The sequence below is a fragment of the Pseudomonas sp. GM80 genome (assembly GCF_000282515.1).
Classification (GTDB): Bacteria; Pseudomonadota; Gammaproteobacteria; order Pseudomonadales; family Pseudomonadaceae; genus Aquipseudomonas.
The window spans coordinates 30697-44814 of sequence record NZ_AKJD01000045.1; the positions used below are offsets into that span (position 1 = coordinate 30697).

Annotated in this window: 11 protein-coding genes; 2 read left to right on the plus strand and 9 right to left on the minus strand. The window is 60.1% G+C overall.

Going from position 1 to position 14118, the window contains the following annotated elements; all coding sequences use genetic code 11:
• Positions 1-69 precede the first annotated feature (69 nt).
• From cysC to msbA, 3 genes are all read right to left on the minus strand, one after another.
• A complete protein-coding gene (gene cysC, locus PMI37_RS06575) occupies positions 70-681 on the minus strand; it encodes an adenylyl-sulfate kinase (RefSeq protein ID WP_008079266.1) in 612 nt (203 codons plus the stop codon).
• Positions 674-1378, minus strand: a complete 705-nt coding sequence (locus PMI37_RS06580; RefSeq protein ID WP_008079268.1) for a sulfotransferase family 2 domain-containing protein — start codon at positions 1376-1378, stop codon at positions 674-676. The genes cysC and PMI37_RS06580 overlap by 8 nt, the downstream gene beginning before the upstream one ends.
• A gap of 256 nt (positions 1379-1634) precedes the next feature.
• Positions 1635-3437, minus strand: coding sequence for a lipid A export permease/ATP-binding protein MsbA (gene msbA / locus PMI37_RS06585; protein ID WP_008079269.1), 1803 nt, complete (start codon positions 3435-3437; stop codon positions 1635-1637).
• Positions 3438-3591: 154 nt separating this feature from the next.
• Between msbA and PMI37_RS06590 the strand changes: the two genes are divergently transcribed.
• Both PMI37_RS06590 and PMI37_RS06595 read left to right on the plus strand, forming a co-directional pair.
• Positions 3592-5454, plus strand: a complete 1863-nt coding sequence (locus PMI37_RS06590; protein WP_008079270.1) for a bifunctional O-antigen ligase/aminoglycoside phosphotransferase family protein — start codon at positions 3592-3594, stop codon at positions 5452-5454.
• The gene (locus PMI37_RS06595) at positions 5454-6671 is read left to right on the plus strand and encodes an acyltransferase family protein (protein WP_008079271.1); all 1218 of its coding nucleotides are present in this window, start codon (positions 5454-5456) and stop codon (positions 6669-6671) included. The genes PMI37_RS06590 and PMI37_RS06595 overlap by 1 nt, the downstream gene beginning before the upstream one ends.
• An 18-nt stretch (positions 6672-6689) precedes the next feature.
• Here PMI37_RS06595 and PMI37_RS06600 read toward each other — a convergent pair whose 3' ends face one another.
• The 6 genes from PMI37_RS06600 to PMI37_RS06625 are packed head-to-tail and all read right to left on the minus strand — an operon-like array spanning position 6690 to position 13952.
• Positions 6690-7574: a glycosyltransferase gene (locus PMI37_RS06600; RefSeq protein WP_045123043.1), complete on the minus strand. Its 885-nt coding sequence runs from the start codon at positions 7572-7574 to the stop codon at positions 6690-6692.
• Between the two features lie 14 nt (positions 7575-7588).
• A complete protein-coding gene (locus PMI37_RS06605) occupies positions 7589-8743 on the minus strand; it encodes a glycosyltransferase (RefSeq protein ID WP_008079275.1) in 1155 nt (384 codons plus the stop codon).
• The gene (locus tag PMI37_RS06610) at positions 8740-10176 is read right to left on the minus strand and encodes a PIG-L family deacetylase (protein WP_008079277.1); all 1437 of its coding nucleotides are present in this window, start codon (positions 10174-10176) and stop codon (positions 8740-8742) included. Before PMI37_RS06610 ends, PMI37_RS06605 begins: the two co-directional genes overlap by 4 nt.
• Positions 10177-10184: 8 nt before the next feature.
• Positions 10185-11081 carry an antimicrobial resistance protein Mig-14 gene (locus PMI37_RS06615; RefSeq protein WP_008079279.1) on the minus strand — a complete coding sequence of 299 codons (897 nt, stop codon included), beginning with the start codon at positions 11079-11081 and terminating at the stop codon, positions 10185-10187.
• Positions 11081-12211 (minus strand): glycosyltransferase, encoded by a 1131-nt coding sequence (locus tag PMI37_RS06620; RefSeq protein ID WP_008079280.1) that lies wholly within the window; start codon positions 12209-12211, stop codon positions 11081-11083. Before PMI37_RS06620 ends, PMI37_RS06615 begins: the two co-directional genes overlap by 1 nt.
• On the minus strand, positions 12195-13952 hold the full coding sequence (locus PMI37_RS06625) for a carbamoyltransferase family protein (RefSeq protein WP_008079282.1): 1758 nt from the start codon (positions 13950-13952) through the stop codon (positions 12195-12197). The genes PMI37_RS06620 and PMI37_RS06625 overlap by 17 nt, the downstream gene beginning before the upstream one ends.
• Positions 13953-14118: the final 166 nt, after the last annotated feature.

A 14118-nucleotide genomic window follows, 5' to 3' on the forward strand; every position in this document is an offset into this window, starting at 1 on the left:
GATATTAACACAGGGTTGGCGCCGGCTTGCGCGCAGGCTGCAACAGGATGAAACAGGTGGGTTTTCTGCTCATTTTTTGAGCACAACCGCCGCCAACTGCTGGCACGCCTCAGGCAGTTCAAGGGCGTCGGTGTCGATTCGACACTCCGCATTCAGCGGCGCCTCGTAGGGACTGTCGACGCCGGTGAAGTTGCTGATCCGGCCCTCGCGAACCGCTTGATACAACCCTTTCGGATCGCGCCGCGCACAGACCTGCAACGAGGTACTGACATGCACCTCGATAAAATCCTCCGGCGCAAACAGTCGGCGCGCAGCCTCACGCTCGGCGCGAAACGGCGAGATGGCCGCGACGATCACGATCAACCCGGCATCGACCATCAGCCGCGCCACTTCGGCCATACGCCGAATGTTCTCGCGGCGACAGGCATCGCCCATGCCCAGATCGCAGCACAGCCCACTGCGCACATTGTCGCCATCGAGCAAAAACGTGTGCAGATCAAATTGATGCAGATATAACTCCAGCGCATTGGCCAGCGTCGATTTGCCGGCACCGGAAAATCCGGTCAGCCACAGGCAACGCGGACGCTGCCCCTTGATCATGGCGCGGGCCTGATGCGACAGCGCCAGACCATAAGGGCGAATGGCCGGCGCTGGCGCCGGCAGCGACAGGGATTCATTCATAGCCGAGCAACTCGTAGTCACGCTGATAGGCCCGCTTCACCAGTCGCCGGGTGCGCGCGGTGCAAAATTCACGTGCGGGGATTGGCTGACGTTGCCGGGAGCTGTTGACGTGGGGCAACTGGCTGGCCAGCCCCAATTGCTCGCAGACCAACTGAAAGTCGCGCTGCAAATGCTCCTGATAGCCGATGAAATCCAGTGCCAGATGCCCCAGCGAGTCGGTGAGGAAATCGGTTTGCGCAGCAAAGTGCAATTGCCGGGAGATATTGTCGGGATGTAGCCAGCGCAAGACAAAATCGTCGAAATCCCGGTACTGCCTGACCAGTTGCTGCGCAGCCTGATCGCGGCCACTCAGTTCATTACCGCGCAGAAACGCAAACGCCGAGTACGCACGCTCCAGCGGATCCCTGACGAAAGCAAACTTGTAAGTCGAGGCAAACTGCTGGGGAAACTGCTCCTGATACCAGTACAACGGCAGATGCCCCGGACGCCAGCCGTCGAACATCGCTTCACAGACACTGCTGCCGGCGCACTTGGGCACATGAATGAACAGACACGCGTGCTGCTGGAAAGCCTTTGGAAACGCCACACTGGCCGACATCGACTTGTTCACGACCTGCCGATCAACCACCGACAAGCGCCCCAGCAGGAAGGCCCGCTGCGGCTTGGGCAGCAGTTTCCACAGATAGCGTTGCAACATGAGAGTACCCGCGCGACGGGGATGGCCCCCTCGATAGATGTAAGAGTTCGTTGAGGAACCTTAACAAGCGCGGTGCCCGGTTTTATGCCGGTTTGGTCAAGAAGGGTAAAGGTCTGGATACAAACAACGTCCCACAACTGCAATCCACTTTCCATGTAGGAGCTGCCGAAGGCTGCGATCTTTTGATCTTGCTTCTATGAAAACAGATCAAAAGATCGCAGCCTGCGGCAGCTCCTACCGGGCCGCGTGAACATTATCAGGCGATGTCTTCAGCCGGGGCATCGAGGCCCATGGCGTTCAGACGGGCGTAGTAACCGTTTTGCGCCAGCAGCTCATCGTGGGTGCCGCGCTCAACGATGCGGCCCTGATCCATGACCAGAATCAGGTCAGCCTTCTCGATGGTCGACAGACGGTGCGCGATCACCAGCGTGGTGCGACCCTTCATGACTTGATCGAGTGCCGCCTGAATATGACGCTCGGACTCGGTGTCGAGGGCCGAGGTGGCCTCGTCGAGAATCAGCAGCGGCGCGTTCTTGAGCAATGCACGGGCAATCGCCAGACGTTGACGCTGACCGCCGGAAAGCAGCACGCCATTCTCGCCGACCTGAGTGTCGAGGCCCTCGGGCAGTTGCGCGATGAAGTCCATGGCATAGGCATCACGCGCGGCTTTCTCGATGTCCTCACGCGGCGCGCCGGCCAGATCGCCATAGGCGATGTTATTGGCCACAGTGTCGCTGAACAGGGTCACGTGCTGGGTCACCTGAGCAATATGACGACGCAGGTTGAGCAGTTTGTAGTTTTCGACTTCCACACCGTCGATGAGGATCTCGCCCTTGTCGTGGTGATAGAAGCGCGGAATCAGATTGGCCAGCGTCGACTTGCCGCTGCCGGAGCGACCGACCAGCGCGACCATCTGCCCCGGTTCCACCGAGAAGCTGATGTTGTCGAGTACCTGACGCTCGGTGTCCGGGTAGGTGAAGCTCAGGTTGCGCACATCCAGACGACCGGTCACGGCATCGCGCTCGACGGTGCCGGTGTCGACTTCAGGCGTCACGTCCAGTTGTTCGAAAATGCTTTCCGCACCGGCCACGCCTTTCTGGATGGTCGAGCTGACTTCGGACAATTGGCGAATCGGTTTCGGCAGCAGGCCCGCCAAGGTGATGTAAGCCACCATGTCACCGGCCGACGCGTCACCGCGCAGGTACAACACGAGGAACATCAGCACGGCCATGGCGCTGTAGATCACCAGTTGCAGCATCGGCGTGTAGATCGCGCCGGTACGAGTCATGCGCAACTGCTTGTCGGTGTTGCTCTGGCTGGCCTTGAGGAAGCGTTTCTCTTCATAGACTTCGCCGCCGAAGCTGCGCACCACGCGATAGCCCTGGATGGTTTCCGAGGCCACGTGAGTGACGTCGCCCATGGCCAGCTGGATCTTCTTGCTCTGCTTGCGGAATTTCTTGCTCGCGGTGCGCACCATCACGGCGATCAGCGGCAGGATCGCGACCATCACCAGCGTCAGTTTCCAGTTCATGAACAGCAGGGACGCGAACAGGAAGATCACGGTCATGCCTTCACGAATTACGACCTTGATCGCATCTGTTGCCGCCCCCGTGACCATGGTCACGTTGAAGGTGATACGCGAAATCAGATGACCGGAGTTATGCTTGTCGAAGTAGCGGTTGGGCAGGACCAGCAGGTTGTTGAACAACTGCACGCGCAGGTCATGTACCAGGCCGAGGGAAACCTTGGCCAGAAAGTAGTTGCCCAGATAAGATCCCAGCCCCTGCCACGCGGCGATCAGGATGATCAGCAGCGGAACGGCCTGCAACAATTGCAGGTCACGCAGGTAAGGTACGGTCGGAAACAGCACCGCTTCAGGGTTCGACAGGCCGTCGACGAAGTACTTGAGAATGTAACCAAGCATCGGCTGGGTCGAGGCGAAAATCAGGAATCCGACGATGCTGATCAGGAACAGACTGATGTACGGCCGGACATAGCCGAGCAGGCGGAAGTAGATTTTCAAGCTCGAAGGGCTTGCGGCAGGACTGGAGTCGGTCATATCACGCGAGAGTCGATAAAAAGGACGCTGACTTTAGCACAGCTTCTTCAGGGTTCTGGCAATCGGCGAAAGGCTGTTATTGTTAAGCAACTTTTTCAGCATCAAATAGCCATCATCCGAATGGTCGATCAACTTCAGGATTGAATCTCACAGCATGCAACTTCGCGGCTTCAGCAGTACGTCCAATCGAGTCTTCGATTTCATTAGCCTGTGGATTCTTCCCACCGGCTATCTCTTGCTCTTGTGCGCGCTGTTTTTCCTGCCGGGCCGAAGTGTGCATCACAAGCTGTTTTACGGGCTGTTCAGCATTCCCGCGCTGATTGCCCTGTGCCTGCGTCCGCGCGAGCTCAAGGAGCTGCTGCGCGAGCCGATCTTCATCGCCCTTCTGCTGTTTGTCGCCTGGGCCTTGCTCAGCCTCAGTTGGGGGCCTGGCGGAGAACCGGTCGGCGGCATGTTCAAACCGCCGCTGCACACCTTGCTGCTGTTTGCCGGCTCTTATCTGCTGGTGCGGTACCGCAATGACATCCTGCAACCGCTGCTGTTTACCGCCGCCCTGGTCGCACTGATTGCCACGACGTGCTTCCTGTTCCAGTTCGCCCGAGTCTATGAACCCGGCATGCGCCTGGTGGGCGGTGGGGCCTTCGACAACCCACTGCTGAGTTCGCACCTGTTCGGTTTTTTCAGTGCCTACTGGCTCGCCGTGACCATGACCTGCAAGCGCCGCCAGATGATGTGGCTCAGCGTGCCGGCCATGGCGATCATGTTCATGGCGGTGATTGGCACTGGCTCCCGAACGCCACTGGTGGCGCTGACCATGGCCGCGCTGTGGCTCTGCTTCATCTGCTGGAATCGGCGTTCGCTGGGTTTGCTGGCAGCGCTGGCAGCCAGCGGCATTGCAGTGCTGACCGCTTTTTCGCAGATGATCATCGAACGAGGCGACTCTTACCGGCTGGAAATCTGGCAACAGGTTCTGCACCTGATCGGCGAACATCCGTGGATCGGCCATGGCTACAACGCCAGTCTGGCGATCGACCCGGGCGTCGGTTACAACTTTCAGGAACCGCACAGCTTTGTCCTCGGCGTGCTGTTTTACGTCGGCATCTTCGGGCTGCTGCCGTGGCTGTTCTTCCTTGCCTGGGGCTTGCTCAGCAGTTGGCGCCAGCGTGTGCAGCCGCTGTTGATCATGGCCTCGACCCTGCTGGTGTTCGGTATCGGCGCCGGGCTGACCGAGGGCGGCGGGATCATTTCGCGGCCCAAGGAGCACTGGTTCCTGCTGTGGATCCCGCTGGCACTGATCGCGGCACTGAGCATCAATCAGCGCGCACGCCGCCTGCTCACCTTGCCGGTGCAAAAGCTCTCGGCAACCGACCTGCAAGGCATGAGTCGCGAGGCGCAAATCATTGAAGAGGACGGCCTCGGCCCGAAAGTCCTGCGCCTGAACGACGGCACGTTCCTCAAGCTGTTCCGCCGTCGCCGCTGGTACACCTCGGGCAGCTTCAACCCGTATTCCGAACGCTTTGCAGTCAATAGCGAACAATTGCGCCAGATGGGCATTCCTACCCCGCAGGTGTTGAATCTGTATCGCCTGGCCGACGGCAGCAGCGCGGTGCATTACGCACCGTTGCCGGGCCACACGCTGCGTCAGGTGTTGCAAAGCATCACCGCGCCCGCGGTTCGCCAGGCGCTGGTCGAGCGCTTTGGCAAGTTCATGGCGCAACTGCATGAGAAGGGTGTGTACTTCCGCTCGCTGCATCTGGGCAACGTACTGGTGCTGGAGGATGGCGAATTCGGCCTGATTGATCTGGCCGATCTGCGGGTCTACCCTACCCCGCTCAGTCTGTCCTTGCGTCAGCGCAATCTGCGCCACATGCAACGTTACACCGTCGACAAGCGCTGGCTGTTCGAGGATCACTTCGAAGCGCTGCTCCAGGGGTACGCCACGATGGCGTCGAAATCCGCTGTGGATAATCTGCACAAGCAAGTGCTGGCCGGCAACACTCCGGCCCAGGTTCATTGATGAACGAAACCAACCCGTTGATTGCGCTGGCAGCCTATCTGCTGGCGATCGTATCCGCTGCGCTGTTGTTGCGCGCGGTGCCAAAAATTGCCCGTCACCTGCAGCATTCCGGCGAAAGCCGCTATGCAAGCATCGATGGTCTGCGCGGCTACCTGGCGTTTGGCGTGTTCGTGCACCACTCGGTCATTACCTGGATTTTCCTGCGCACCGGGGTGTTCGAGTTTCCGCCGAGCAACTTTTACTCGATGCTGGGTCAGGGCAGCGTCGCGCTGTTTTTCATGATCACCGGGTTTCTGTTCTGGAATCGCCTGCTGGCCCAGGGTCGACAGCATGACTGGCTGGCGTTCGGGATTTCGCGCGTGTTTCGCCTGTATCCGTTGTACCTGCCGCTGATGCTGATCGTCTTCGTCACCGTGTTCCATCTGCAGAACTGGGAACTGAAAGAGCCCGGCGTACAACTGTTCAAGCAGATTCTGGCGTGGCTGACCTTCGACCGACCCGACATCAACCAATACCCCCAGACCGGCATGCTGATTTCCAACGTCACCTGGACGCTGGCTTATGAGGTGTTTTTCTATTTGGCACTGCCGCTGGCCGGATTGGTCTTCATCTATCGCGGCAGTTGGCTGCAAGTAGTGCTGTGCCTGGTCGGCATTTACGCCCTGTATCAGGTCGTGGGCTGGGAGCACTCGCTGAAGAAGCATTTCCTCGCCAGCTTTCTCGGTGGTATCGCCGCGGCGTACTGGATTCGTCGACCCGCGCTGGTGGCGTGGAGCCGCACGCGTCTGGCCGGGTTTATCGCTTTGCTGGCACTGGTGATCGCCTTTACCGCGTTCAATCGTGCGTTCAAGGCAGCGCCGCTGTTTCTGCTGTCGTTGTTCTTCGTGATCGTCGCTTCCGGCAATTCCCTGTTCGGCGTATTGAAGCCGCGCAGCATCCGCTGGCTCGGCGAGATCAGCTACAGCACCTATCTGCTGCACGGTTTCGTACTGTGGCTGATGGTGCAGCGCCTGCCGCTGATGCTGAACCTGGACGCTACTGAAGCGTGGGTCTATCTGCCGCTGGTGGCGGCATGTACCTGCTTGTTGATTGTGATCAGCAGCGCAACGTTCCTGTACATCGAACTGCCAGGAATGGCCGCCGGCAAGAAACTCCTGCACTGGCTGCGCCAGCGCCAGAAAGGCGAAAAGCGCCTGTCGGAGAAAGCCGCTCGCTGATCGCGAGCGGCAGCGGCTTCAGTCCTTTTCCAGCGGCGAAAACAGCAAACGCCCCAGACCGCGCCAGGTCTTCTTGTTCCACGCCTTGAACGGGATCTGCGCCAGCAGCTCGCGGGCCAGCTTGCGATTGCGGTTGGCGGTCTTGAGGAACATCGAATTCAGTGCCTTGTAACGCACTTCGTCGTACAGCGGATGATCGCTGAACAACGCATAGATGCGCAGGATGCTTTCGATCATGAAGCGGTGATTCTTGTACGAATTGGTGGCGTGCTTGCGATAGCGCGCCATCACCACGTTCAAGCCGTCGATGAAGTAACCGGCACGGGTCACCTTCAACTCGATGTACAGGTCTTCGAGGCGAATCGTCGGATCGAAGCCACCAACCTTGTCCAGCGCTTCGCGGCGGATCATCAAGGTCGGGGCCGGCGGGTAAGGCTTGCGCTCAAGGAACATGTCATCGAAGTCGAGGCGACGGAACGGCACATCGCGACGCTGGCGTTTTTCCGGGTAGAGGTTGCCATCTGCGTCCATCAACTCGATGTTGCCGGCGCAAATCCCGACCTCTGGCTTGCCGTCCATATACGCCACCTGAGTCGCGATGCGCTCCGGGTACATGATGTCGTCGGAGCCGAACGGCACGATCAGGCTGCCCTTCGCGCGCGCGATGGCGCCATTGAGCGTGTTGGTCAGGCCCTGATTCTGCTGCACACGGAAATCGAAACCGTACTGCGCCTGCAAGGCGTTGATGCGCTCGACGCTGTCATCCGTCGAGCCGTCATCGATCACCAGCAGTTCGATGTTCTGGTAGGTCTGTTTGAGGACGCTGAGAATGCTTTCCTCGATATACGGGCCGTGGTTGTACGAAGCGATGATCACGGTGACGAGGGCATTGGCTTCGCTCATGGCTTCCTGTTCGCTCATGGCTGCACCTTGCGCGCTTGTTCCAGGCCAGAGTCGATCAGGTCCAGATACTCCTGACGGAACACCTCGATGTCATGCTGTTCCTGCAGATAGCGGTAGGCTTGTTCGCCCTTGGCCTTGAGTTCGTCATCGGACAACGCGAGGTACTGATCCAGCGCCGCGACAATACTCGGTACATCCTTGGGCGTAATTGCCAGACCGCCAGCGCCTTCGATCAGCGGCAACATCGCCGGCACGTTCGAGGCGATCACCGGCAAATGCCCGCTCATGCCTTCGAGCAGGGCCAGCCCCAAACCTTCGGCCAGCGACGGCATGGTCCAGAGATCAAAGGCACGCACGTATTGCAGGGCGTTTTCCTTGAAACCGAGCAGGTGCGCGCGACCGCTCAGGCCCAGTTGCTCGATCTCGGCGGCCAGCGGCGCTTGCAGGCGCCCGGCACCAATGATTGCCAACTGGGTGTTCGGGTATTTGTCTTTCAGCGCGGCAAAGGCCTGCAACAGATAGGTATGGCCCTTGACCGAGACCAACCGCCCCAGCGCACCGATCAGGCGCACATTCGGGTCGATGCCGAGCAGCTCGCGCGCTTTTTCGCGGCTGTGCTGCAAGCCTTCGGCCTGTTCAATATCAATAGCGTTGGTGATTGCATACGTGTTCTGGTCGGTGAACCCGCAATCGCAGTCCAGCAGGTATTGTTTAACCGCCGGAGAGACACCGACGAAGCGCCAGTGGCGGTCGATCAAACGCTGAGTCTGACGACGACGATAGAAGCGGTCGTACTCGCCAAAACCGTGGGAGATGCCAATGCACAGCGACACCTTCAACCAGCGGTTCAGGGTGAGCATCATGTTCACCGGTTTAAAGCGGTTGCAGATGACCACGTCGAACTTCTCGCGGCGGCAGAACTTGTACAGCGCCCACATCGCACGCAAACGCATGCCTTTGAGGGACTTATCGGAAAACTCGAAATACACCGAGTGATCCGCACGACTCACCGGTTCACCGGGCGCGGGTTTGCCGCGCAGAAACGCAGCGGTGATCTCATAACGATCCGACGGCAGCGCCTTGACGATCTGCTCGGCAAGGTCGGCGAAATCATGGGCTTTGACGTTGTAGTCAGGCTGCAACTGCAGCACCTTCGACCGTTGACTCATAAATCTCCCCGATTGACGCCTGATTCACCCGGTTTCAGCAGCCAAAGCAATTCCTGGCGTCTGACCGCTTTTCGAAAAAATTCGTTTTCGCCGTACACCGACGGCTTGCGACCGGCCAGCAAACGCTGGATCGAGCGGCGCAAACGACGCTTGAACGGTGCTGGCGGCTGCAAGTCATGCATCATGCCCAGCGCCATGGCCTTGTCACGTTGCTGCTCAACCGTCAGTGGCAGGCACAACGGCTGCATGGGTACGGCGGCGTCGAAAGCCGGCGGCAGCGCGATGCCGTCACCGGCATTGCCCATCGGCCAGCGATCGTTGTCGTGCAGATGGTTGGCGTAACCGAGCAGTGTTGGCTGCCAGTCGAGGCTGCTGAGCACCTGCAACACGGCTTGTTGGCTGCAAATATGATCGGGGTGCGGATCAAGCGTCGGATGCGGCAGGACGATCACGTCCGGACGTGCGCGCAGCAGCACTTCGCGCAGGTCGGCCAGCAAATTGTTCCAGGTCGGCGCGCCATCGACATCGCTCGGCAAGCTGAACGGGTTCAACTGACGGAACAGGCGGGTATCACTCAGATCGGCTTCGCGTGAAGCCATCGCCTGATTCGGCGCTGCCTGCATCGCTGCCAGTTGCAGACAGAAATAACCGAGTTGCACGCAATTTTCCGCCGGCACACCGGCCCAGCGCGGCACCGCGAGGCTGTCCCAAGCGCGCAATCGACCCTTGAGTCGCGCGGCTTCGACCTTGTTCAGGCCCATCTGCTGATAGTGTTCGGCTTCGATTTCGCCGGCGGTCAGGGTGACAATCCAGGCTTCGTCGGCCTGACTGTACAAACCGTAGGCTGCCAGCTCGGCGTCGTCGGCGTGCGGGGCGATCACCATCACTCGCGAGCGGCGATAGTCCGCTTGTTCAAGCGCCCAAAGCACCGGCTCGCCGGAGACGCGACAGAAACGCCCGCGCAAGCGCAGCGCGCCTTGCGACAAGGCTTGCGCCTGACCGCTGAGGTTCAGATAGCGCAGACCGTTGACGCCGCGCTCGAAGGTTTGCGCGTCAGGATTCGTGCCGCCCACCAGCTCGATGCGCGGGTCGAAGAAGCGTCCCAGCCACGTGCTTTTGACCTGCACCGAGAGAATCAGGGTGGCGTCATCCACCAGCATCACGCTTTCGTCCAGGCGCAATTGCTCGCCGTTCAGATGCACCTTTGGCTGCGGTGTATACGGTGGAAAGCTGTACTGGTAATCGTCTTTCGGCGAATAAAACAGGTGATCGGCGAACCACGCTTCATGGGCGATCCAGCCGACCACCGCGAGCAGCAGCGGCAACCACCAGGCGACCAGCACACCGATGGCGATCAACACGATCAGTGCGATCAGCAGGCCGATGCGTTTATTGCGCCGGTGGCGCTTGAGCAGTTGCTGTTTGCGGCTCATGGGCTGACTCATACGGTGAACACCGGCACAGGATTGCACCAGCGATCCTTGTATTCACGGTCGGCGCGACCGAAGGAAAAGCGCAACGGCTTGTTCAGCGCGCGCGCATGCTCCCAGGCGCTTTGCGTATTGAGGAAGCTCAACACGCTGCCGGGGCTGAATTCACGGGTTTCGGGGTCGACGCCGCCATTGATGTACTCGACGCTGACCCACTCCGGCGCTTCAACGCGGTACACCAGTTGAATCGCGATCGGCGCCTCGTTGAGGAAGATCACCGAACCGATCAGCAGCTCACGCAGCAGCTCGATGACATCAGCCATACGCGCTGCGCCGGTAGCGGGGAAACCCCAGCGGCGCTGAAACAGATCGCAGTAGATCGCCGCCAGTTCAACGCTGGAGAAGTCGCTGACCGGACGCACCACGCCGCCCGCCTCTTCCAGCAGACGCAGTTCGCGGCGCTGGTTGTAGCGAAACTTCTTCGACAGTTCTTCGGGGGTACGGGCCATGGCCAGTTGTTCGGCCTGCAACTTCATGCCGCTGAAGCGGGTTTCATTGAGGGCCGACAGGTAGCGCGCGCGATGGCGCAGCGGGGCTTGGGCATCGACGGCGGCCGGCAGGATCAGCTCGGCGTTGCCGAGGTCGAACAGACCTTTTTTGCCGTTGCGTTTGAGCACGTCCTTGGACAGGGCCAGATCGCGGCCCCAGGTCGGGATCGCCGCTTTGACTTCGCCCTGCTGTTCCCAGGCCAGATAGCGCACTGGAATGCCGGCGAGATCCGCCAGGCGCTCGACCACCAGCGGATGCGTCGCGACACTGCCGCCAAATTGCTGCCAGGCGCTGGCATAGGTGGAGGCGTCAACGGGCGACCAGCCACGTTCGCGCCAGCCTTGGAATCGGTTGAGCATCAGCCCCTCGGTGCCAGATCGATAACTTGCGGCAGACGCCAGAAGGTGTCGCGCACCGCACGGTCGGAGAATTGCTCACGCAGACGTTCGAGCATCATCTCGGCGCACTGATGGCGCTGTTGATCATCCATACCGGCCAAATGTTGCAAGCCTTGGGCTAGACGCTCGGCATCGCCCAGCGGGAACAGAATGCCCACGCCTTCGACCACTTCCTTCGCCCCGCCGCACGCCGTGGCCAACAGCGGTACACCGGCGGCCATGGCCTCCAGCAGCACCATGCCGAACGGTTCGTAATCGGAGCTCAGGGCGAACACATCAAAGGCACGGAAGTAATTGCGCGCGTCCGGCACCTGCCCGAGGAACAGCACGCGATCGCCGATACCCAGCTCGCGCGCCAGCTCCTTGAGATCCTGTTCCAGGCGGCCCTTGCCGAGAATCACCAGTTGGCTGTTGTCGGGCAAACCCGGCAGCGCGGCGGCGAAACCGTGCAGCAATGTCGCCTGATCCTTGTCCGGGTGCAGCCGACCGACGTTGCCGACAATCCACGCATCCGCCGCCAGCCCCAAGGTCTCGCGGGCTTCGCGGGCAGACACCTGAGCAAATTGCAGCGCAGGCAGATCGATACGGTTGTACAGCGTCTGAATTCGCGCTTGCGGCCATTTCGGCAGGCAACGACGCATGTCGTCGCGCACCGCATCGGACACGCCAAGCAGGCTCAGGCGCTTGCGGAAAATGTGCGCAAAGAATTTGCGCGTACCGCGTTTGTAATCGTCAAACGCGTGGTGCACGCCAATCACCGGCAGCGACGTGCCGAGCAAGGCGATGTAGATCGGCTTGAAGCGATGGGCGATGCAGAAACTGAAATTGCGTGAAGCGGCGATCTTGCGCAGATCGCCGATGGCGCCCAGCTTCAGGCCACGAATGGCCTTGGAGCTGTACTCCATGAACAACACTTCATCAGAGGCACACGCTGCGGCCACCTCGCTATCGGCGGCCCCGGTCAGAAAGACCGTGGTCACCCGATAACCGGTGCCCGCGAACAGGCTGGCGTACTGCCGTGCGCAGTCGAGGAACGGCCCGTCATAGCCGTGACAGAACTGCAGCACATGGCGTTCAGCCGAGCGAGTCATAAGCGTTTGCGCCCTCTTTGACCACCAGAATGTCTTCCATGATCAGGTACTGCAGATCGGAGCCGAAGAACATGTTCAGCGCGTCGGTCGGCGAGCAGATCATCGGTTCGCCACGACGGTTGAGCGAGGTGTTCAGCGACACACCGTTGCCAGTGAGGACTTCGAGCGCTTTCATCATGTCGTAGTAGCGCGGGTTGTATTCGCGCTTGAGCACCTGGGCACGGGAGGTACCGTCTTCGTGGACGACTTCCGGCACGCGGGTTTTCCACTCATCCGCGACTTCGAAAGTGAAGGTCATGAACGGCGCCGGGTGATCGATCTTGATCATCTGTGGCGCAACGGTGTCGAGCATCGACGGGCAGAAAGGCCTCCAGCGCTCGCGGAACTTGATTTGATGGTTGATGCGGTCAGCCACGCCAGGAATGCTCGGGCAGCCGATGATCGAACGACCACCAAGTGCGCGCGGACCGAACTCCATGCGGCCCTGGAACCAGGCCACCGGGTTGCCATCGACCATGATCTTGGCGATCTGCTCAGGCATGTTGTCGAGCTTGCGCCAGGTCGGCTTGTTCTCGTGACGGGCACACGCGGCGATCACGTCTTCGTTGCTGTACGACGGGCCGAGGTAGACGTGTTCCATCTTCTCGACCGGTACGCCACGGGCGTGCGACACGTAAGCGGCGGCGCCAACAGCGGTGCCGGCATCGCCGGACGCCGGCTGTACGAACAATTCTTTGACGTCATCGCGGGCGATGATTTTCTGGTTGAGCTTGACGTTCAACGCGCAGCCGCCGGCGAACGCGAGCTTGCCGGTTTCCTTGAGGATGTCGCCCAGGTAGTGGTCGATCATCTGCAGCGAGATCTTTTCGAACAGCGCTTGCATGCTCGCGGCGTAGTGGATGTACGGCTCGTCAGCGATGTCGCCTTCGCGTTTCGGGCCCAGCCATTCGATCAGCTTCGGCGAGAAGTAGAAGCCTTTGCCCTTCTCTTTGTAGCGACGCAGGCCGATCACGTTGGCGTAGTCGGTGTTGATCACCAGCTCGCCGTTCTCGAACGAGGCCAGACGCGAGAAGTCATATTTGCTGGCATCGCCGTACGGCGCCATGCCCATGACCTTGAACTCACCGTCGAGCATCTCGAAACCGAGGAACTCGGTGATCGCGCCGTACAGGCCGCCGAGGGAGTCCGGGTCGAAGAATTCCTTGATCTTGTGGATCTTGCCGTTTTCGCCGTAACCGAAGAAGGTCGTGGCGTACTCGCCCTTGCCGTCAATGCCGAGGATCGCGGTTTTCTCTTGGAAACCCGAACAGTGGTAGGCGCTGGAGGCGTGAGCCAAGTGGTGCTCGACCGGCTCGATCTTGATCTTTTTCGGATCAAAACCCAGTTGTTCGAGGCACCAGACGATCTTGTTGCGATAGCGCTTGTAGCGACGGTTGCCCATCAGAATCGCATCGAGGGCGCGATCCGGCGCATACCAGTAGCGTTTGGCGTAGTGCCAGCGGGCCTCACCGAACAGGCTGATCGGCGCGAACGGAATCGCTACAACGTCAACGTCGGACGGCTTGATGCCAGCCTGTTCGAGGCAGAACTTCGCCGATTCGTAGGGCATGCGGTTCTTTGCATGCTTATCGCGTACGAAACGCTCCTCTTCAGCCGCCGCCACCAGCTTGCCGTCGATGTACAACGCGGCTGAAGGGTCATGGCTAAGGGCGCCGGACAGGCCAAGAATCGTCAATGCCACAGGGGTCTAGCCTCTTTAGTCTGCATTCAGGCGCGATGCGCCTTGAAAATTGATGTGCCCTCGCACCGGGCGAGAGACAGCTAAAGGGCGGGATTATAGCGTAAACGTGGCGGGAATGACCCAGAGCTATTTGCCGAACAGCGGTGAGGATCAAAAGATCGCAGCC